The sequence below is a fragment of the Ekhidna algicida genome (assembly GCF_051379705.1).
Lineage (GTDB): Bacteria > Bacteroidota > Bacteroidia > Cytophagales > Cyclobacteriaceae > Ekhidna.
On record NZ_CP179868.1, the window covers coordinates 3,895,243 to 3,913,739 of the forward strand.

Consider the following 18,497-nt stretch of genomic DNA (forward strand, 5'->3'; position numbering starts at 1 on the left):
GTTGGCAGGGAATAAAAGAAACTTGCGCTACCTGGACTGCTCTATCTAAATATTTTGCCCGAAAGTCAGCAGGTTGTTGTCTGGGTCAAGAATCGAAAATTCTTTTTGTCCCCAAGGTTTGGTTTCCAGTTTTCCGTTTGGATGAATTTCCGTTTTATTGGCATGCAAGGATTTATACAAACCGTCAATGTCCCTGGTTCGGATATATACCATTCCATAATTTTCTTTTGGGTCAAGTTCTTTAAACTCAAAAAAATGAATTTCTATTTCATCTTTTTCTACCATTAAGTACCCTTCATAGTCGCCAATTTCTTGAAAACCCAATTGGTTTAGGTAATAATGTCTGGTGGTTGATTTATTACGCATTGGTAATTTAGGATGGATGGCTGAGAGCATAATTCCTTATTTTAATTTTTAACCACTTTTTAGTTGTTGTGGCCAATTTCTCTTTAGAGACCCCAACTATTACAAAAGCAATATAAAAATAGCCTTCTTAATTGTGAACACGTTGCAAACTCGCTATCCGGAGATTAAACAAATAGAATATACATATCTGCTGTAGCCAGTAGTGTTGCTCGCAGCAATACAGGGCCTACAGTGTTCAGTTTCTTGGTTCCAATCACCAAAGTACCTAGCAGCAGTAAAATGGAGATTAGTATCGAAAATCCACCAGCTCCTATTATGGTGACATAGCCATCATTCCCAAAGTCTGCCACATAAGCGAATATCCCAAAAGCAGAAACTCCGGACGCAATCCATAAAACTTTCGGAATTATGATCAGACCCAGAATATCTGAAAACTTAAACTCACCGAATTCGTCGGCCTCCTCTTGAGACGAAAAGAGTTCTCTTGGCTTATATGCGCTAATGAATAAGCTAATTGCAAGTCCGGCCAAACCCATTAACAGGAGATTTTTTCCAGCGGGAATACGCTGATAGTTCAGAACTAAAACAATGGCTATTGTTACGGCAGCTAATCTTTCTACCCAGCTAACTAAGGCGAAAAGGTTCTTAAATGAGTTTGATTTTTCCTCCATTTTAGGTCTGAATTCTATTCAATTGTATTTATGAATCGCAATATAGAAATCAGGAGTCAAATCAAGTCTGCGGCAACTAAACCCAGGGTGAAAACAGAAGAATAAACGCACGCTACGATTGATGAACTGCATAAATTGGCACCTGCTCTTTCTTTCCTTTCAATTCAATGCTGCCCAATTCCTCCGTTGAAAAACCTGTTAGCATCAGTTTTTCCTTCAAGCTCTCTGAGATTAACAAGGCCTGACCAAGCTCATTGCACTTTGCCTGTATTCTGGCCGCAGTATTTATAGCATCTCCATGATAGGCAATCTCCTTTTTGTATTTACCCACTTCGGCCACTGTCACCAGACCCTGGTTGATGCCTGCTTTAAAATGTGGCTGGCAATTGTATTGATCCAGATAGTACTGTTGCCTTTTGTCCAGCTGCCTTTTGAAATTAAAGTAAGCTTTCAAGCAATTTTGATTTCTCAGGCCATCCTTGACCTTCCAGGTAAGCACCACCTCGTCGCCTACATATTGATAAATCTCTGACTCATTTTCCACCACCACTCCAAGGTCACTGAAACAATCCTGGATCATTTCACTGTATTTGATATGACCCAATCTTTCGGCATGCGTGGTTGAAGATTGGAGATCGAGAAACATGAATATCCGTTCTTCTTCTCGGGGATTGTAAAACTGGCCAAACATCAGTTTCGAAAGATTGTTGCTTCCAAAATGCAGGTTGACTTGTCGGAGCCCAAACATGAAAATATCTACGGTAACGATGTAGAAATAGATCGCAAAGCTTCCGGGTTCGAATGCAAATTCGAGCAAGGTCGAGTTTTCACCATAGACCCCAAAGGCAATGACTACCATCAAAGTCACAAACAAGATGCAGTAAACGACTCTTAGAGCGAGTAGCTTAGGAAAGGAGAGGTGCTTGTATCCATATTCTTCGGCCAGGATCAGGGCGGCACCGGAGATGCTGCCAAAAAAGGGGCCCATGATAAGAGAAGCCTTTACCGAATCCCAAAATTCAAACTGTACGGAACCCTGCTCGATGGTGCCTTCTCCTCTTACTATACTGAGGAACAGAAACGCGATGGTCCAGCCAATACAATACTGGAGAATGATGAGCCATCTGCGCTTGTTTTTAACGGTCATTTTTTACTTCGCTGTGTTGGTTGGTAAAGGCAGTCAGCAATTCAATTGAATTTGAAAGCATTTACGTAAGGGCAAGTTAAAAAAATTGTGCCGTCACAGGCAATACGCTTGCGATAGTGGGGGGATTGTGGATTAGGAATCAGTGATTAGTGGGGGAAGGTTGAAGGGTTGCAAACGCGGGCCAGCGAATTATTACTTAACAAGTTGTTCAAGATAGTCTCCTAATTTTCGGGAGTAGCTGGGGTAGCCATAACTACATTCTCCAAATAGGAAATTGAGATGAGTTTCGCCCGGCTTTCCACCATCAAGCTTGACAACTTCAATTTCTAAAGTATCTCCAGAATACAATTTTAAACTCATGATTGCTTCCCATTTACTTTGTGATCTATTCCATTCGCTCCTATTTCTATTACGGATCATTTGCCTTATCTCCTCAAGTATAATTGGATCATTAATCGTTAGTTCATAGTCAACAAGATTATTGGCATATTGATACGCCAACTTTTTGATTTTCATTTCCATGATTGCATCTGGATTCTTGAGGAATTCAAACTTCTTATCCATATCCTCTTTTAGCGACGAACAATGACTTTCGCTTTCTCTGGTCCAGAAAAAGAGTATGAAGAAAAGAGGAATGATAATGAGGCTCGCATTAAAGGAAGCTCTATTATATTCATTAGCGAATTTGCGGGTTTTCTCTACATCAATCTTCATTAGTTCTTGTATTTCTCACGGAGAAGTTGATCTCTGGCCTCAGCGTATTCTTGATCATATAATCGCAATATAAAAACAACGCAATTCACCACTAGACAAGAAAAATGAATTGTGCCACGCGTTGCAAACACGCGCTAGCTTGCGATAGTGGGGGGATTGTGGATTAGGAATCAGTGATTCAGTGGGGGAAGTTGAAGGGTGCAAACTTGCGCCAGCGAGGAACGAACTTTTTTGTGTCCAAATAGCAAACTTGCGTGTCATACCAGACCAGATCCGGCATCTTCGTTCATTAGAAGCAAAAATTGCAAACTTGGGATAGCGGGAGGATTGTGACACGAGCTACAAGCTCGCGCTACCTGCGTACTTTGTTTTCTTCTTTGAGAATTGACCTTAGCCCACGTAGTGTTTTCAATGGAAGATCAGCTATCGCATTGTTTGCCAACCATACCGGGACATTATCGCCAGGTTCGGAGTGAAACGTATACACCACCTCTGTCATCCCATTCATCGGGCGCAATACAATGTGTCCTTCTGCTTTCATCATCCGGACGATGCCTTTCTTAGCCGGCACATAATCAGGGATTCCCTTCAGGCATATTTTTGTTACTGCTGCATTGGAGGTATCGGTCGACATCCTGTAAACCATGTCTCTATTGCTGTATGGCCATGGAAATATGGTTTCTACATAATTATACTGAACGCCTGTTTCCCGCTCCAGAAGTTTAGAGGTCTTGGTGTAGCCGTACCAATCTGCATAGCTGTCGGCATCCTTCAGGTGTCTGATTATTTCATCTGCCGTGGCATCCACCAGGGCAACTGCCTTAAAGGATTTGAAATGTGAGTCCTGTTCAACTCGTGTATAAACAACAATTCCGTCTTTGCTCTTGTCAATTTCCCAGGGCGTTTGAGCATAAGAATCAAATGACAGGAATATCGATAGGGTCAATAGAACGACTAACGACTTATGGTTCATGTGCATAAGGCTATATGATCTTTTCCCCGGTCTTGAATAGCCGGAAGAAGTAATACAGGAAAAGCAGCGCAAAGATGAAATCACCAATGATGACCACAAAGACAATAGATCCCGCAATGCCGGCCAGGTAAAATTTCAACAGTGAAATAGCAAACCCAACTTTGCCGATTCCACCGACGATGACAATCCCCGTATGCTTTAGCGGATTATAGGCAACAATTGAGTAGCCAATAAAGTAGACAAGTGTTGTTCCCCACGCGCCCTGATAGATGGCATAGTAAAGTGGATCCGTCAATTCTCTATTGAAAAATCCTTCAAAGGTGTGAGCGGTATTGAAATAGCCGAAAATCGCACCTATTAAGTTCCATAAGGCAGAGATGATGAAAATAATCCTGAAAATCTTGATGTCTTTCTTTTCCATTGCAATTAGATTAAATGTGTAGTTGAGCGGTTAGCTTTTATAAATTCTAATGGCAAAGGAGCGACAATAAAATCCCCGGTGCATTTACATATGTAAAGAAATGCAGGCTATTGAGATAAGTTCTTTCGGATTCTGCTCAGTTGGGTCGGACTGATGCCGAGATAGGAGGCTATATGGTATTGGGGTATTTCCAGTTCAATTCCCGGATATTCTTCTTGCAGAATGAGGTAGCGCTTTTCTGCATCCAGCAATGCCATCTCAATTTCCTTTTTCTCATTGCTCAAAAAATAGCCTTCAGCGATCGTTCTTCTTAGCCTTTCTATTTCATAATTGCCGCTGGACAATTCCTCAATTTTATGAAATGAGGCTTTCCAGATTTTACAATCTGTCAGTGCTTGTTGTGCCACGGCGTTCTTTTGCTTGCTAATAAGAGACGCATATGAGCCGATAATCGAAGGCGCTGAAAAGAACGTCTTATTGTATTCTTTCCCTTCATTGTTGATATAATAAGCCCTGACGATTCCTGTTTCTAAGAACGCAATTTCCTTGGCATACTGCCCCTTTCGGATAAAGTATTCCCCTTTTTTGAGTTCAGCAGACACAAAGATTTCACTCATCAACCCCAGTGACTCAAGAGAGAGAGGGATGATTTTATTGAAGAATGCAGCTAGGTTTTCCATAATGCGTCAGGTGAATTTGGCTTTATTGCGGCTGTCAGCTCACATCTCGCTAAGCGGCGCTTGTCCACTGCTTGCTAGAAAGCACTAAAAGTAACCAAGGCGCACCACGCTTCAAAAGCTCTCCAAATAAAACAGAAGAACCACTTTAGCGGCAACTAAATCCACGGCGAAAGTAGAAGAACCACTTTAGCGGCAACTAAATCCGCGGTGAAAATAGAAGAACCACTTTTGCGGCAGCTAAATCCGCGGTGAAAATAGGAGAATCACTTTTGCGGCAACTAAATCCGCGGTGAAAATAGAAGAACCACTTTTGCGGCAGCTAAATCCGCGGTGAAAATAGAAGAACCACTTTTGCGGCAACTAAATCCACGGTGAAAACAGAAGAACCACTTTTGCGGCAACTAAATCCGCGGTGAAAATAGAAGAACCACTTTTGCGGCAGCTAAATCCGCGGTGAAAATAGGAGAATCACTTTTGCGGCAACTAAATCCACGGTGAAAACAGAAGAACCACTTTTGCGGCAGCTAAATCCACGGCGAAAATAGAAGAACCACTTTGGCGGCAACTAAATCCACGGTGAAAACAGAAGAACCACTTTTGCGGCAACTAAATCCACAGTGAAAACAGAAGAATCACTTTGGCGGCAGCTAAATCGACAGTGAAAATTGATTTGTCGCCAGATTGTACACCTCCCAAATACCCTGTATGCGATACAGTTGATTCACTTTTGAGTCAAACAAACAAATCATTATGATAATATCTAAAATACCTTACTCACTACTAGGACTGAAAGGAATGATCACCCTCGTTTTTCGAATACTCGAACTGATGGGAGCCAGACATGCCGGGGAAGCCTTTTTACAAGGATCAATTGCTAAACTGCAAGCGGTATGGGATTTTGCATCTAATGCGGTGGGAACGAGCCGTAAGCTGTCAGGCACCAAATCGGTAACAGAGGCTGACGACAAACGCGACGATAGCTTTGAAGCTTTGAAGTGGGCAATCAAAGGAGGGATGAAGCGTACGAACTCAGCCGTAAGCGAAGCAGCCGAGCGATTGTATGCCGTGCTGGAGAAGAACGGTCTCGACTTGGCCAAGCTCCCATACGATGAAGAAACGGCCGCACTGCAGGCACTCTTTCGTGACCTGGACCAGGCAGAAGCGCAAGCGGACTTGGCGGCCGTCTATGTCATGGATTGCTACAATGAGCTAAAATCGCATCAGGCAGACTTTGAAGAAGCGGTAAGCAACAGGGGAGAAGAGCGTACAACAAAAGCTCCCACCAATGAGGAAGCGATGCGTGAACTCAAGCCGAAGCTAAGGCACCTCTTCAAGATGCTGGACGTAGCAGAAGAAGAGGAGCTGGTGGAAGATATCGCGAGCACCAATGTGCTGGTCAACTCCATCATCAAAGAGATTGTGGACGCCAACCGACGAGGTTCGGGACATGGGGATGACGAGGAAGACGAACAAAATGAAGAAATCGAAGGCACAGGAATTTGATTGAGGTTGAAAGTTGAACATGTAAGACCCGGTGGATGCCGGGTCTTTTTTTTTGGCACCAGTTGGTAAGCTTGCGTGAGCTATGGGTCGGCAAACAGCGATGCTAGCGCGCGTTTGCAACGCGTGCTTTAAGTCTGAAAATCTCGTTGCTAGAGCTGTTGCTAGAGCGCGTTTATAACGCGTTCTCCAGTTTCATTAAGTCTAAAATCGATTCTATGTCAGAAAAATATAAGTTCAGAGACCCTAATGGTCTCTATTTCACTACAAGCACGATTGTGTTTTGGATAGATCTTTTCACAAGAAAGGAGTTTAAGCATATAGTCATTGATTCGCTTAAGTTCTGCCAGAAAGAAAAGGGATTGGTAATACATGCCTGGTGCTTGATGCCAAGCCATTTACATATGATAGTTAGTAGTGAAACAGGCAGCTTATCAGAGATCATGAGAGATTTCAAGAAATTCACAAGTAAAACCATCATTTCAGAACTCGATCAAATCAATGAAAGCAGAAAGGAATGGTTGATTCGTGCATTTAAGCAATCTGGTCGAAATCTAAATCGAATTAAAGAATTTAAGGTTTGGCAAGATGGTAATAAACCAAAGGCTATTGTCAGCAATAGCTTTCTTGATGAAAAGTTGATGTACATTCATCAGAATCCTGTTGATGCAGAAATGGTAGATGAACCAGAAGATTATTTGTATAGTTCCGCCCGCGACTACTGTGGAATAAAGGGCTTACTGGAGGTTCGGTTGCTGGAATGAATTGTGTCACGCGTTGCAAACGCGCGCTAGCTTGAGCTAAAGAAGTTACTTTCAATCTTGAATGAAGCCCACACTATTAGGCCGATCATTAGAATCGTGGGTATAATCCCTAGCGCAAAGTTCAAGAACCACTTAGATGTTCGATAATGTTCGTAGGGTCGTTTCCTAAGACCAAACAAATAACGAGTAAATGCTCCTAAGTCATGAATTAGTTCGAGTAAGGTCCAATCTCCCATGGCGCATTATGGTGTGTAACGCCCAAATAAAATGAGTATGCGAACCAGTTGCTAGAAGCACCGAAGTTTCTGTTTGGCATTGTCATTTCAAATGGCTCAGTTCGCATATTCATTTTAGTGTTTGTTACCTTCTGTTTAAATAGGGAATTTATCGACTTTTATCCCAAGATATCGTTCCTTAATAACCTTTATATGATTCAATTCATGACCTGCTATATGATAAGCGAAAGCTCTAACTGTTCTTTCATTTTTAACTTCTCCATCTGTATCAATTCCGCTGCCCCTTCTAGAAAAAGATTCTTCCGGTAAATTTTGAAATAATAATATAGTAGATAATCTAACACTCCAGTATTCTTCAAAGATGTCATCTAATTTTCTTGTATTCGCATTTGAGTATTTCGCATAATCTTTTTCTTCAAATCCATGCAAAGGAGTACTGTCATTTCTCGCATGTCTCAATGCTCGGTAGGCAAATATTCTCTCGTCATCAATATTATGAACTAATATTTCTTTAATAGTCCATTTATTTTCAGCATATCTGAAAGTCAGTTTTTCTTCAGATAAAGAATATACTAGTTCTTTAAGCTTGAAAAAATTCTCATATAGTTCTTGTAGTATATCAGTATCAGTTTTTATTAAGTCAAAATAATGTTGAGAATATGGAGGGTATTCATTTTTTTTTGGCCGATTAATTTTTCTGTATTTATTCATTTGTTTCAAAATAGGAAAAAGTATTAGTCGATAATAGAAGGTAACGTCCAACTAAAATGAGTATGCGCCCCAGTTGCTAGAAGAACCTAAGTTTCTGTTTCACAAAATCCTTTCAAATGACTCAGTACGCATATTCATTTTAGTGTTTGTTGGCATTCGTTTTATTCAGAATCGAAGAGTTTTATTATCTCTTCTGCTTCTTTAATGCAATACTGACAGTTATGAGCCTTTATCTCTAGTCTGTGTTTATAATCTGCATCCTTTCTCTTCTTGAAAAGAGTTTCTAGTCTTTTTCCGGCTTTCTGTTTGGATCGGTCTGTAGACCTAAGAAGGGAGTTGTAAACTTCTTGATGAGCACTTTGACCATCAGACACGAAAACTCCCAAGTTGTTTCGGATGTGTCCAAACACCCCATAATACGCACGGTTGATTATTGACCGATAATGTGCTTCTGTTTGGCCAGATTGCAGTTCTTTGGATATGTCAATAAATCTTTGAGGATCAAAACTCATGGGAGACTAAATCAATATTTAGTTTTTCCATTACAGTTGGAAACAAATCGAACATATTATCATAGAAAGAGTCAACGATTTGATTAATTCCAGACCAATCGGCATCATCATTAATGCGAATATTGATGAAAAGTGTTTTCCAATCGTTTTCCTCTTCCATCAATTCCAATGACATCATAGAGCCTTTCGATACTTCTTTCTTGAAGAATTCTCCTATGCTCGGAAGGATATCGATAAGGTCGTTATTTGTAGATATGAAGTCTACCTCTCTTGTTCGATCTGTGAACTTGAATAGAGTTGCGTACTCTTTTCTGATTTTCTCTCTTTTTAGCTCAATTGAAGAAAGATATCCTGCATCCAGAACTGATACTGATACTTCTTCCTCGGCTACCGAAGCAATTTTGTCATTAGTATAATCTTCATTGAGCATTGAAGAGGACTGTCCTTGGTCGGTATATATGCTGTTAGTCATTGTCGAATTCTTTTTTCTGTTCACTAGTTACTATGTGATCAAACGCTGAGTGAAGCTGCATATGTGCGTTATCAAGCCATTTTTCTATGGAGTTTTTATCCACAGGTGTCAATTTAGTATAATATAATTGAAATTGAACTGGAGCTTCATAACCAGATTCTTTTCTTAGTGTTGCAAAATTCACTGCTAAAACTTCGTTATCTGGAAACGATGTTTCATAATTGAGTTGAAGAGAGTTAAAATCATTCACTATTCCGTTCGGCATATTCGGATAGACATTAAAGCTTCTTTTAAAATTCTCAAGGCTATGAGATTTCACATCTAACTTATTTATAGCTCTTAGACCTATTCTATTTATTTGTTGGATATCAATAGTAGAATATAACAACTCAACGGCTTCCAATATCATTTCTTTATATGATTCCCAACCACCGTATTTCGGGAGTTTATTAACAGTAAATAGATTGTTTGAAAGTTGAATTATGGAAGAGTTATCCTGACTCTTGAATTGAGTTAAATTGTTATTACCTGAACCAATCTGAACGCCTTGTGCACCCAAGGCAATGCCAAATCCGCCACCTGATTGTGTGATCACGGGGTAATCTTTGCTCACTTTTGAATAGTAAGTTCCTGGGGTTGCTGGATTCCAGTTACTTGTCTGGTAAAAAAGTTCGAAAACAGCTTCAGTTAACGGTGGATTCTTGAATTTTTTGGTTGTCTTCATCTGAATTCAAAGATATAAGTATTAGTTCTGCTATCAAACACGATTTCCATCGAAGGGCGTATGAATGCCAACGTCCAGATATGGCGCTGTGGCCTCTGAGCTTAATTAATTGCGATGAAATTAGCGAATCTGCCGGTGCATTCAAAGTATCAAGTAAGCACTGCGCCATGAAGATCAAAAACTCCCACGAGGAGAAGAAGGCAGAAAGCACTTCAGTTTTCTGGCGGCTGATAAGCGGGATGTTTTGCAGACACTTGGTAGATGACTAAGTAAGGCCATGCGCAATATCGCTTGTTAGCGGTTTTCCATTTTCATTGGTTCGATAGAAGATTGTTCAGTTCGCACACGTTCTGGATTTCGTTTGATTGTTCGTTCGGTTAGGTAGATCTTAAGTGGGATAATTGGAGCCATCAAACAACCATAGTTGTCCAGATAATCTTGTTTTATTGGAATAGTGTTTTCTTTACCCTCTTGCATCCAAATACATTCAGTCTTAATTCTTTTGTTGTTAAGGTAAGTTGTTCGTTCACTCCATCCACGTTCGATGGGTATGGCTAACCAGTCCTCAAGTTCGTTTATATGTTTCTGGTTAAAAGTTGAACCTTGTCCATCGAATCCGTAAGCGTTGTTTTTGTTCCCGTTAGATAGTTCGGGAGATTCGGAATTGTTAAAGTGCACGTCAAAAAGTTCAACATATTTGATTCCATCAATGTGAGTACGAAAGATAATTTCAGTATCAGATGATTCATCCGCAATTGTTATACGGTAACTCTCTAAGAACTTGTCATCCTTATCTATCTGGTCAACTTTAAAAGTTGGGTCAACCATGAATTTTTGTTCGAGGTAGTCTTTCCAGTTGGTGATTTCGGTTTTATTAAGGTAAACTGGTTTCATGGTGCGAGGATTACCGCTAACGATCAGCTAGCAGGAGTGCGCCCCGAGCTTAGCAAGTTCCGATAAAACTAATGAATCTGCCGGTGCTCACAAAGTATCCAGAATGCACTGCATTCAGAAAGAGAAAAATCCTGCAAGCCAAACTCAGCAGAAAGCACTGTCGTTTCCCAGCGGCAGATCATGGTGATTTTCGCACTGAATTCAACAGATAACCACTTTGGCGCATTCGTGCTAGCAATTGTTGGCGATAGTTACTTTAGTTTTCCTCTCCAAATTAGAATTGAGAAAGACAAGAAAAGTAGAAATCCAGCACTTCCAATTGTTGCTGTGGCTATACTTTTTTTATGGAAATCTGAGTGTTCGATAATTGTGATGTCGTTAGAAATCAATTCAACTATGTCGTAATCGTCATGAGTTACTTTGATGGTATTTTGCTTGTTCTTATCTAGAAGTGAGACAATTCTTGAGTAGTCTTGATCTTTTCTATAAAATTCAAATTTTAGTTTAGGACTAACAGTTTCAAGATAGAAGACCTGACTAGTCCATCTTCTTGTAAAAACTGAAGTTTTGATTACAGAGTCTACATAATAACTATCAATTGTACATTCAGCCGTATCAAATTGGCTTGTTAGTTGAATAATACCCTTAATTGCTAACGCTAGAAGTAAGCAGGAAAAGCCAAAAGTGACTAGGGAACCTATGATTCTCTTCATTGGGTAGTGTTAAGTTAATTGTGATTACATTTTGCTTTTCATTACAAGTTGGTAGCCAATTAGTTGAAATAGCACCAATGGAATGTAAAGAAGTAAGGCTGAGTCAAAGCCTTTAAATGTAATGTAGGGGATCATTACTAAGCCAAGAGCTATCAATATGAAAGTGTTAACACGATAAGCAATTGCTAACCAACCACGTCGTTTCCAGACAACCCAGCTATCAATTTGTTCAGCTGTCGTATGAGTCTTCAAAAAGTCAATAAATTCTGTTGAATCCTTCTTTAGGAGTTTGGCTGTTCCGATCGGAATTTGACGTTGGTCAGTTTGCAGTTCTTTCAGCAGAATTTGTTCGTTGATAACAAGAGTTCGAATGTCACTGAGTTGGAGTGGTTCAATTGGTTTATAGTTAAAAAGTAACTTTTTATTCCATCGAAAGTGCAGGGTCTGATTTTTAATTTTTATAGTTAACCGACCAATGGAAATATAAAACAAGCTTAGACCAATCAAGGCTATGATTGAAATACCAATAATCCAGTTTAGTGGGTGTATAGCTCTCAAAAAGAGAATTGAAAAGAAGGCAGAAAGTACCATCACTGGCATGGTGAAAATTACCAGTAGAATTCGACTTTGTCTAAAAATTGTTAGTTGAAACTCTTGCATTCGATCTGGCACCAATTATCGCCAACGCTCAGCTAGCGGGCGGATGTCCCGAACTGAGCAATTTCTGATAAAACTAGCGAACCTGAACCACACGCACAAAACGGTCTATAAAAAGCTGCGTTCACCCAGACATCCGCCAGAACTGCCTACAGTTCTTCAACGAACAGAAACTCACAGAAGGGAAGGGGAGCGGTAAGTTCCTGAGATAATTGCTAGCAGCAGTCTGACATCTGCATCGCTAGCGCTTGTTAGTAGACGTCTTTAGTTTTTCTTTTTCCAAGTTTTGAATCCAACAACATCCTTTCTTATCCGTTTGCGCCAATCTTTCCCGAAATTCTGTTGAAGGTGTTCAAAGACAACACTATCATAGGCTTCTGCAACATCTTGTTCAGGCCCAACGCAACCAAATTCGTAGTACAGAACTGAGAAGTTCTTCTCAAAATCTGAGTCAGTTGAGTAAACAGTTGGAGCCTCACCACTATGAAGAATGAGATAGATTTCTCCGTTAGCAATGTCATCGTTAGCAAATCTATTGGCAGCATCAGGAGAATCGGTGAATATTAGTTTACTTATTCCACTTCCTTCGAACTTAGCGTTAATCAGTTCATATTGATCCTGTGCAAAACTGAGTTCACAAGTGAAAAGAGTTAAAATAGTAACTATGAGTCTCATGCGTATGTCTACTAACGCTCAGATATGGCGCTGTGGCCTCCGAGCTTCATTAATTCCGATAAAAGTAGCTTATCTGCCGGTGCATTCAAAGTATCAAGTACGCACTGCGCCACCCCAGATAAAAAACTCCCACGAGCAGAAGATGGTAGAAAGCACATCAGATTCTTGGCGGCTGATAAGCGGGATGTTTAGCAGGCTCTTGGCAGACTGCTAAGTAAGGCCATGCGCTATATCGCTTGTTGGCGTGTCGTGTTAGCAGGCTAAGTGGTCGTTAAAAGATGTAAATACGATGCATTTTAATCGATCATCAGATGCAATAATGAATCTGATGTACAAACCTGATGTTGAGATTACATACTGTTTTTGTTGATCTTGAACATAGTGAACCTCTACCAAAGATTGGCCACTGTTCTCGCTTAATTCAAAGTTCGGGTTCATGCTTAAAAGACAATCAATCTTCTTCCTTAGAGTTGGTTCTTTTTCACCAAGTTCAATACCATTAAATGAGTAATCGCTGGGTTTTGATGTGTTCAGTGACTGAATTGCATAGTATCTACTTTTTGCTGCATAGTTTGTTGTACCGCTATAGTCATCACCAAGTATTACAAGTTGTTGGTTCTTGATATTATCGTTCCAGTAGTGCAATTGACCAATCGGGCAAGTCAAGTCCTCATGGATGAATGTTTTGTTAGGATTTCCAAGAGAATCTACAACAGATGATATTGAGGAGTTGAAAGAAAAACTGGATAATCCGTTTGGAAAGTCAGCACAATCAAAGTTGCTCTGAGCGTTCCTAAAGGCTTCCTCAGTAAAGAGGGTTGTGATATTCTGTTTATCGAGTTCAGTTAAAAAAGAATCAACGTTATCATACTTTGGTTGGTACCATTCTTTTGAGGAGAAATAAGTTGACAGTTCCTCCGATTTGAACTTGTAGCCGTACTGAGCGAAAATCTCATTTCGTTTGATCCTGAGTTCTGCGCTATCCAATTTTTTGGCAGTTTCGGCTGTATATTTTTCGTTGACTTGGAATTCACCTTTCGTTTCTTCAGTTTGGTTACTTTCCGTTTCTCCGTTCTGTGAAGTTGAGCAACCAACGATAAGTAAGGCGTTCAGGAGAAAAATGTATTTGTTCATGAGGATTTTCGATTTGTGCAGTCCATGCACGCCAACGCCCAGATATGGCGCTGTGGCCTCCGAGCTTAATTAATCGCGCTAAAAGTAGCTTATCTGCCGGTGCATTCAAAGTATCAAACTCGCAGTGCGAGATGAAAGATAAAAAACTCCCACAAGAAGAAGATAGTAGAAAGCGTATAAGTTTCTTGGCGGCTGATAAGCGGGATGTTTTGCAGACATTTGGCAGATGACTAAGTAAGGCCATGCGCAATATCGTCTGTTAGAATCAGTCTATTCTGTCGTTTAGCATTTTGATTATTTCGTTGCTCTGTTGTTGTGAAGGTCGTTCAGTTAGCAGTCCGTAAGACGATGGTGGATCAGGCGAACTTATAAGCATTACTTGCGAGTTGCAAGAGTCGATTGAGTAGTAAGATTCGCCTCTTAATTCCATAAATATTGTGTCACCAGTTGGTTCGTACGTGTCATAATCAAATTCAATTTCCACAAGCACTGTGCTTTTCATGAAAATTTCATTCTTGTCAACGCTATATGTTCCCATAGTGTAGTATGTAGTTCCTTCGCAAAAACTTGCGTTATAGTAGTTGGCGGAATCAATAAAAAAAGTTTCCGAAGTGCAGCAATCGCACCTATTCATTGGCTTGCAGTTGGCCAAATCAAAATCGCTGGAAAACGCATAAGCCGAATTTGAAAATGGATTCTTAGATTGTTCAGGCAGTTCGTCTGCTATTTCAGTTTCGTCAATTGTATCGATCTCAGGGTTGGATTGTTGTTCCCGACTAGTTGGTGCGGCACATGCAGATATGCCAATCAAAAGTGCCCAGAAATGTTGCCTATTTAAATTCATGATCTTAGTACGCACGATTGATTCTAACAATTATATAAACGTAATATAAAAAACATGCTTTCACACCCCTGACAAGGAAAGAATGAATTGTGGAATGATGTCACGCGTTGCAAACGCGCGCTAGCTGGGGCTGACAGAATGAACAGTCGCTTGCAGGAGGCGCAGATTGGCGGTCGAGTTGCACCTAAGTTTGCTAGAAGCACGTTGGCATATGCAACTTTAGCAATTGTTACTCACCTGTTATTTTATTCTTTTAGGGAACAGGATTTGTTGTCCGAATGCTATTCTGATGAGATAAATAGCTCCATCAAATGTTGATACTTTATTATCAAAACTCGGATTCTGGTAGTTGAAATGTACTCTAATGAAGTTGGTAAGTTCCCTTTTTTTAGACTTAATAGAATATAGTGGAAGTGGTTTTTTTGGTTTCCATTTATAGTCAAATCCAATTCCATAGTTAAGACTAGATGATGAAGTCACATTTTCTATATCTTCATATCTGTCATCCCCAGGTGGGACTACACCATATCCACGAATTCCACTCTTTAAAAAGATATTCAATCTTTCACTTTGATAAACATTGACTCCTAGCAAAATCTCACCCATCCCAAGTCCTGTATTATCACCCTTTAGCCATAAAGTATCTGATTCAAATTCCTTTTGAATCTTCTGACCAATTCCGTACCCAAAACCGAAGGCCAAGGTTATGAATTTGTAATTAGCTTCAATTGCACCACTAATTGGAATAGAAAATGAAAAATGGTCAGCAAGTCCAGATGTAGGAATATAAACCCCTGTGCTTAACATCGAAGCTAAGCCAATATCACCCTTTGTATAGTTTAGTTTTTTTAGTTCGCTGGTGAAATCTCTATATTCTGAGTTGGGATATTTACTCTCAAATAACTCCACTTTTGAAAACAGCGATTCAAAAGTGCTGTCCTGCTTGATATCTTGTAGGGCTAATTGGTAGGATAGGTAAATTTTTAAGATTTGATTTTGTTCCTCATTAAGTCGCCCCAAGTCAGATCTGATAAAATCTTTCTTGGAGGCTAAAATGGTGGTTAGGCTTTCGTAGAAGTTGTCATCATAAAAATATGATGTTGTTTCTTTGTCTTTAGAGTGTCTATATCCCCATTTGTTGATTTTTGGATTTGTGATTAGTTGGTTAAGGATAATTTGATAATTACCTACAACAAAGTTTCCAAGTTCGAACTCTGGATTGCTAAAAATTAGGTATTCAACATTATCAAAATTGGCTTTTCTTACGGCCAGTAATTGAATGAATTTGCTAATCGAATCTGTGTTTAATGCTTTTAAAGCCTCTTCTCTGTAATTCCTAATATTGGACTTTGTAAAACTCTCTTTTAAATCCTTGTTAGCAATAGAAAGACTAATTATTTCTCTGTTCAGAATTTTTTCATTGTAGTTGATTTGAGAGTGACATAAGTTAGTTCCTAGGATGCAAATGACTACAAAAAGAGTTCTAAGGCTCATATGAATATTGGACATGGAATGCAAGTTAGTGATCGGAGCAGAATGGTGAGTAACGTCTAGCTATGATGAGTGGGAGTTAGAAAGCACTAAGCTCTCGTCTCGCACATAGCCACGCCTTTGTCTAAATATATTAATAGTGGCGGACTTTCCAAATGCCACCAATGTTTCCTGACTGATAAAACCCATTCATTCATAGCATTTGTTATGGGCTTTGATCTTGTCCAGTCCTATCCATTCATGTTCAATATCCCTCATCAACAAAGCATTGTCAAATTTCACTGAACCTTCTGGAAATATTTTTTGATTTTGAAAAAAGCTTGATTTGACATCTTCAACGTTTAAAAGTGTAACCTTCCAGTTGTAGGCTTTGAGTTCAAGGCCATCAAAACTTTCTTTACCTCGTTCAGGAGAGAATCCGACAGCTCCATTCTCGAAAAAGTTTGATACGCACTCCAAGTTCTCAAAAACGCTTTCGTCATTCCATTTAGTCGTTTCGGTTGCACGGATTGATAATGAAGTACCATCGTCACTTACGAAGGAAACTTCATATCGCCCTTCGGGTTCGTTAACTGTAAATTCTGCTAGGTGATGGATGCCAGGAAAGATTGTTCCACCAGCCAAAGAGTTAAGTTTAGAAGAGGTGTCTCTTCTTGGAATGTAAACGCCCTCTTTTTTAATTCCATTTTCTGTCCATTCAACAGCAATTCTATGAGCTCCATTTTCAGAGGATATTCCGATTTGTTTAGGCAGTCCTTTTGGCCTTATTTCCTTTAATCTAATTAGGCAGATTCCAGCAATTCCTTTTCCGTTGACTAGCTTTGGTTTGAATGGTTCGGGTAGGTAATTGGCCAATACTTTCTCGTCAACTTGATAGTTGATCAAGATTCTCCGTTCGATTATTCCTTTGATTTTAGGTATTCTCATTTGCAGTCATTGCCCATAACGTCCAACTATCATCCGTAAGCTAGACTTTTCAAATATCTATAAAAGTATCGGATTGCATCAGCCTTTGCAAATAGCTCAGTTAGCTTATGGATGATAGTGCTTGTTGGCGGTAGTTTTAAGCTCTTCCGAGTTCATTCGCTGATTGATACCCTCCAATAGCTTCAAAAGCCTCATCTTGTTGTTGAGGAGTTGACCAACCCATTTTTGATAGTTCGTGCCTCACCTCGCTCTCTGATTTTCCTTTAACGAAATGAAACATAGTAAAGTCAGCGACCTCAGAAGGTACCCGCTCTATCACAAAAACAGTTAGACTACTAATTAATCTTAAATAAGCGATAAGGTAAGTGAAGCCAAGTTGAAAGATCCAGCTAATTACCAAACCTATCCAGCCTGTATCAAGAGACTTAATCTTCAGTCCATTTTCAAGTCTCCATCTCATAAATTCCAAAAATCCTATTCTATCAACTTCGTTGTTCGCTAATATCAGTTCATACAAAAAGTACTGATTTGATAAATAAGTTATGAAAATAACAACTCCAAGCAAGTACTGTAGGACTTCAAAATTTGTATAGTTCCCAAACCTTACTAGATACTTGAGTCCAAATGCAATTAGCAAGGCTGCTCCTAACTCAAATGCACCAATAAAATATGTTGCTTTGAATGTTAAAAAGGCGATAATGTGCCCTGTAATCAGTGAAATAATCAGTCCACCAATTATTGGAATCATTGGCTGAGGAGAAATTCGATTCTTCGGTTTTGGTAAAGACTCTGGAACTTCGTAATCATCCCAATTGTCTTGTTTCTGTACAGATTTCTTCAGTTCTTCAAGTGCCTCGCCCTCAAATTCTTTTTCTATTTGTTCATATACATGAATAAAGAGCTTAACTCGTTTAGAGTTTCGTCCCATGTCCCACATCTCATTCCCTAATGACTCACTTTCAATATTGATATTTCCAAATTGATAAGTTGCTGTGATTCTTTCAGTCCATCGATCCCATGAGCCTTTTCTCTTAGCAACAACAGACTCTTCATCTCTGGAGACTATGTCCCAGCCAATCTTTTCGAAAGACTTGATAGCGATTTCTATGAAAAGTCTTTTTTCGAGATGAGTTCTAATTTTTTCTTCATACTTAGGCGTCCATCCAAATTTTCCTTTCTTCTTGATAGACTTCTCATACTTCGCTAGTTCTTCATTCATTTGCTTCTTGCAGTGATTACCGCCAACGCTCAGATATGGCGCTGTGGCCTCT

At 39.7% G+C, this 18,497-nt stretch carries 24 protein-coding genes; 4 read left to right on the forward strand and 20 right to left on the reverse strand.

Annotated elements, in window-relative coordinates:
* Nucleotides 1-45: 45 nt before the first annotated feature.
* The 7 genes from ACL8WY_RS17650 to ACL8WY_RS17680 form a co-directional block, all read right to left on the reverse strand.
* Nucleotides 46-396, reverse strand: coding sequence for a bleomycin resistance protein (locus ACL8WY_RS17650; RefSeq protein WP_436516088.1), 351 nt, complete (start codon nucleotides 394-396; stop codon nucleotides 46-48).
* 134 nt (nucleotides 397-530) lie between these two features.
* Nucleotides 531-1,037, reverse strand: coding sequence for a hypothetical protein (locus tag ACL8WY_RS17655; protein WP_436516089.1), 507 nt, complete (start codon nucleotides 1,035-1,037; stop codon nucleotides 531-533).
* Nucleotides 1,038-1,149: 112 nt separating this feature from the next.
* Entirely contained in the window at nucleotides 1,150-2,184 is a 1,035-nt protein-coding gene (locus ACL8WY_RS17660) for an adenylate/guanylate cyclase domain-containing protein (RefSeq protein ID WP_436516090.1), read from the reverse strand.
* Nucleotides 2,185-2,376: 192 nt separating this feature from the next.
* A complete protein-coding gene (locus ACL8WY_RS17665; protein WP_436516091.1) occupies nucleotides 2,377-2,898 on the reverse strand; it encodes a hypothetical protein in 522 nt (173 codons plus the stop codon).
* 352 nt (nucleotides 2,899-3,250) lie between these two features.
* The gene (locus tag ACL8WY_RS17670; RefSeq protein ID WP_436516092.1) at nucleotides 3,251-3,871 is read right to left on the reverse strand and encodes an START domain-containing protein; all 621 of its coding nucleotides are present in this window, start codon (nucleotides 3,869-3,871) and stop codon (nucleotides 3,251-3,253) included.
* Between the two features lie 10 nt (nucleotides 3,872-3,881).
* A complete protein-coding gene (locus ACL8WY_RS17675; RefSeq protein WP_436516093.1) occupies nucleotides 3,882-4,292 on the reverse strand; it encodes a hypothetical protein in 411 nt (136 codons plus the stop codon).
* 107 nt (nucleotides 4,293-4,399) lie between these two features.
* Nucleotides 4,400-4,972 (reverse strand): Crp/Fnr family transcriptional regulator, encoded by a 573-nt coding sequence (locus tag ACL8WY_RS17680; protein WP_436516094.1) that lies wholly within the window; start codon nucleotides 4,970-4,972, stop codon nucleotides 4,400-4,402.
* Between the two features lie 750 nt (nucleotides 4,973-5,722).
* Between ACL8WY_RS17680 and ACL8WY_RS17685 the strand changes: the two genes are divergently transcribed.
* Nucleotides 5,723-6,475 carry a DUF6261 family protein gene (locus ACL8WY_RS17685; RefSeq protein ID WP_436516095.1) on the forward strand — a complete coding sequence of 251 codons (753 nt, stop codon included), beginning with the start codon at nucleotides 5,723-5,725 and terminating at the stop codon, nucleotides 6,473-6,475.
* 215 nt (nucleotides 6,476-6,690) lie between these two features.
* Nucleotides 6,691-7,236, forward strand: coding sequence for an REP-associated tyrosine transposase (locus ACL8WY_RS17690; RefSeq protein WP_436516096.1), 546 nt, complete (start codon nucleotides 6,691-6,693; stop codon nucleotides 7,234-7,236).
* 371 nt (nucleotides 7,237-7,607) lie between these two features.
* On the opposite strand, the gene ACL8WY_RS17695 is transcribed toward ACL8WY_RS17690, so the two are convergent.
* The 4 genes from ACL8WY_RS17695 to ACL8WY_RS17710 form a co-directional block, all read right to left on the reverse strand.
* A complete protein-coding gene (locus ACL8WY_RS17695; RefSeq protein WP_348118950.1) occupies nucleotides 7,608-8,183 on the reverse strand; it encodes a DinB family protein in 576 nt (191 codons plus the stop codon).
* A gap of 161 nt (nucleotides 8,184-8,344) precedes the next feature.
* Entirely contained in the window at nucleotides 8,345-8,695 is a 351-nt protein-coding gene (locus ACL8WY_RS17700; RefSeq protein WP_436516097.1) for a hypothetical protein, read from the reverse strand.
* Nucleotides 8,685-9,167 (reverse strand): hypothetical protein, encoded by a 483-nt coding sequence (locus ACL8WY_RS17705; protein ID WP_436516098.1) that lies wholly within the window; start codon nucleotides 9,165-9,167, stop codon nucleotides 8,685-8,687. Before ACL8WY_RS17705 ends, ACL8WY_RS17700 begins: the two co-directional genes overlap by 11 nt.
* Nucleotides 9,160-9,891 (reverse strand): TIGR04255 family protein, encoded by a 732-nt coding sequence (locus tag ACL8WY_RS17710; RefSeq protein WP_436516099.1) that lies wholly within the window; start codon nucleotides 9,889-9,891, stop codon nucleotides 9,160-9,162. The genes ACL8WY_RS17705 and ACL8WY_RS17710 overlap by 8 nt, the downstream gene beginning before the upstream one ends.
* 80 nt (nucleotides 9,892-9,971) lie before the next feature.
* On the opposite strand from ACL8WY_RS17710, the gene ACL8WY_RS17715 reads away from it, so the two are divergent.
* Nucleotides 9,972-10,160, forward strand: coding sequence for a hypothetical protein (locus tag ACL8WY_RS17715; protein WP_436516100.1), 189 nt, complete (start codon nucleotides 9,972-9,974; stop codon nucleotides 10,158-10,160).
* Between the two features lie 25 nt (nucleotides 10,161-10,185).
* Here ACL8WY_RS17715 and ACL8WY_RS17720 read toward each other — a convergent pair whose 3' ends face one another.
* The 4 genes from ACL8WY_RS17720 to ACL8WY_RS17735 all read right to left on the reverse strand — a co-directional run bounded on the left by ACL8WY_RS17720 (nucleotide 10,186) and on the right by ACL8WY_RS17735 (nucleotide 12,830).
* Entirely contained in the window at nucleotides 10,186-10,785 is a 600-nt protein-coding gene (locus ACL8WY_RS17720) for a hypothetical protein (RefSeq protein WP_436516101.1), read from the reverse strand.
* Between the two features lie 251 nt (nucleotides 10,786-11,036).
* Nucleotides 11,037-11,498 carry a hypothetical protein gene (locus ACL8WY_RS17725; protein WP_436516102.1) on the reverse strand — a complete coding sequence of 154 codons (462 nt, stop codon included), beginning with the start codon at nucleotides 11,496-11,498 and terminating at the stop codon, nucleotides 11,037-11,039.
* 24 nt (nucleotides 11,499-11,522) lie between these two features.
* Nucleotides 11,523-12,158, reverse strand: a complete 636-nt coding sequence (locus tag ACL8WY_RS17730; RefSeq protein ID WP_436516103.1) for a hypothetical protein — start codon at nucleotides 12,156-12,158, stop codon at nucleotides 11,523-11,525.
* Nucleotides 12,159-12,419: 261 nt separating this feature from the next.
* The gene (locus ACL8WY_RS17735) at nucleotides 12,420-12,830 is read right to left on the reverse strand and encodes a hypothetical protein (RefSeq protein ID WP_436516105.1); all 411 of its coding nucleotides are present in this window, start codon (nucleotides 12,828-12,830) and stop codon (nucleotides 12,420-12,422) included.
* A gap of 24 nt (nucleotides 12,831-12,854) precedes the next feature.
* On the opposite strand from ACL8WY_RS17735, the gene ACL8WY_RS17740 reads away from it, so the two are divergent.
* Nucleotides 12,855-13,022: a hypothetical protein gene (locus tag ACL8WY_RS17740; protein WP_436516106.1), complete on the forward strand. Its 168-nt coding sequence runs from the start codon at nucleotides 12,855-12,857 to the stop codon at nucleotides 13,020-13,022.
* A gap of 60 nt (nucleotides 13,023-13,082) precedes the next feature.
* On the opposite strand, the gene ACL8WY_RS17745 is transcribed toward ACL8WY_RS17740, so the two are convergent.
* The 5 genes from ACL8WY_RS17745 to ACL8WY_RS17765 all read right to left on the reverse strand — a co-directional run bounded on the left by ACL8WY_RS17745 (nucleotide 13,083) and on the right by ACL8WY_RS17765 (nucleotide 18,445).
* Complete coding sequence (locus ACL8WY_RS17745; RefSeq protein WP_436516107.1) at nucleotides 13,083-13,964, reverse strand: YARHG domain-containing protein; 882 nt, start codon at nucleotides 13,962-13,964, stop codon at nucleotides 13,083-13,085.
* Nucleotides 13,965-14,229: 265 nt separating this feature from the next.
* Entirely contained in the window at nucleotides 14,230-14,823 is a 594-nt protein-coding gene (locus ACL8WY_RS17750) for a hypothetical protein (RefSeq protein ID WP_436516108.1), read from the reverse strand.
* A 225-nt stretch (nucleotides 14,824-15,048) separates the two neighbouring features.
* Nucleotides 15,049-16,317: a hypothetical protein gene (locus tag ACL8WY_RS17755; RefSeq protein WP_436516109.1), complete on the reverse strand. Its 1,269-nt coding sequence runs from the start codon at nucleotides 16,315-16,317 to the stop codon at nucleotides 15,049-15,051.
* Between the two features lie 171 nt (nucleotides 16,318-16,488).
* The gene (locus ACL8WY_RS17760) at nucleotides 16,489-17,226 is read right to left on the reverse strand and encodes a DUF2071 domain-containing protein (protein WP_436516110.1); all 738 of its coding nucleotides are present in this window, start codon (nucleotides 17,224-17,226) and stop codon (nucleotides 16,489-16,491) included.
* A 136-nt stretch (nucleotides 17,227-17,362) separates the two neighbouring features.
* Nucleotides 17,363-18,445, reverse strand: coding sequence for a hypothetical protein (locus tag ACL8WY_RS17765; protein ID WP_436516111.1), 1,083 nt, complete (start codon nucleotides 18,443-18,445; stop codon nucleotides 17,363-17,365).
* Nucleotides 18,446-18,497 lie beyond the last annotated feature (52 nt).

Coding starts and splice junctions, on each gene's coding strand:
- ACL8WY_RS17650 (WP_436516088.1), bottom strand. CDS start 396: ATGCTCTCAGCCATCCATCCTAAATTACCAATGCGTAATAAATCAACC.
- ACL8WY_RS17655 (WP_436516089.1), bottom strand. CDS start 1,037: ATGGAGGAAAAATCAAACTCATTTAAGAACCTTTTCGCCTTAGTTAGC.
- ACL8WY_RS17660 (WP_436516090.1), bottom strand. CDS start 2,184: ATGACCGTTAAAAACAAGCGCAGATGGCTCATCATTCTCCAGTATTGT.
- ACL8WY_RS17665 (WP_436516091.1), bottom strand. CDS start 2,898: ATGAAGATTGATGTAGAGAAAACCCGCAAATTCGCTAATGAATATAAT.
- ACL8WY_RS17670 (WP_436516092.1), bottom strand. CDS start 3,871: ATGAACCATAAGTCGTTAGTCGTTCTATTGACCCTATCGATATTCCTG.
- ACL8WY_RS17675 (WP_436516093.1), bottom strand. CDS start 4,292: ATGGAAAAGAAAGACATCAAGATTTTCAGGATTATTTTCATCATCTCT.
- ACL8WY_RS17680 (WP_436516094.1), bottom strand. CDS start 4,972: ATGGAAAACCTAGCTGCATTCTTCAATAAAATCATCCCTCTCTCTCTT.
- ACL8WY_RS17685 (WP_436516095.1), top strand. CDS start 5,723: ATGATAATATCTAAAATACCTTACTCACTACTAGGACTGAAAGGAATG.
- ACL8WY_RS17690 (WP_436516096.1), top strand. CDS start 6,691: ATGTCAGAAAAATATAAGTTCAGAGACCCTAATGGTCTCTATTTCACT.
- ACL8WY_RS17695 (WP_348118950.1), bottom strand. CDS start 8,183: ATGAATAAATACAGAAAAATTAATCGGCCAAAAAAAAATGAATACCCT.
- ACL8WY_RS17700 (WP_436516097.1), bottom strand. CDS start 8,695: ATGAGTTTTGATCCTCAAAGATTTATTGACATATCCAAAGAACTGCAA.
- ACL8WY_RS17705 (WP_436516098.1), bottom strand. CDS start 9,167: ATGACTAACAGCATATATACCGACCAAGGACAGTCCTCTTCAATGCTC.
- ACL8WY_RS17710 (WP_436516099.1), bottom strand. CDS start 9,891: ATGAAGACAACCAAAAAATTCAAGAATCCACCGTTAACTGAAGCTGTT.
- ACL8WY_RS17715 (WP_436516100.1), top strand. CDS start 9,972: ATGGCGCTGTGGCCTCTGAGCTTAATTAATTGCGATGAAATTAGCGAA.
- ACL8WY_RS17720 (WP_436516101.1), bottom strand. CDS start 10,785: ATGAAACCAGTTTACCTTAATAAAACCGAAATCACCAACTGGAAAGAC.
- ACL8WY_RS17725 (WP_436516102.1), bottom strand. CDS start 11,498: ATGAAGAGAATCATAGGTTCCCTAGTCACTTTTGGCTTTTCCTGCTTA.
- ACL8WY_RS17730 (WP_436516103.1), bottom strand. CDS start 12,158: ATGCAAGAGTTTCAACTAACAATTTTTAGACAAAGTCGAATTCTACTG.
- ACL8WY_RS17735 (WP_436516105.1), bottom strand. CDS start 12,830: ATGAGACTCATAGTTACTATTTTAACTCTTTTCACTTGTGAACTCAGT.
- ACL8WY_RS17740 (WP_436516106.1), top strand. CDS start 12,855: ATGGCGCTGTGGCCTCCGAGCTTCATTAATTCCGATAAAAGTAGCTTA.
- ACL8WY_RS17745 (WP_436516107.1), bottom strand. CDS start 13,964: ATGAACAAATACATTTTTCTCCTGAACGCCTTACTTATCGTTGGTTGC.
- ACL8WY_RS17755 (WP_436516109.1), bottom strand. CDS start 16,317: ATGTCCAATATTCATATGAGCCTTAGAACTCTTTTTGTAGTCATTTGC.
- ACL8WY_RS17760 (WP_436516110.1), bottom strand. CDS start 17,226: ATGAGAATACCTAAAATCAAAGGAATAATCGAACGGAGAATCTTGATC.
- ACL8WY_RS17765 (WP_436516111.1), bottom strand. CDS start 18,445: ATGAATGAAGAACTAGCGAAGTATGAGAAGTCTATCAAGAAGAAAGGA.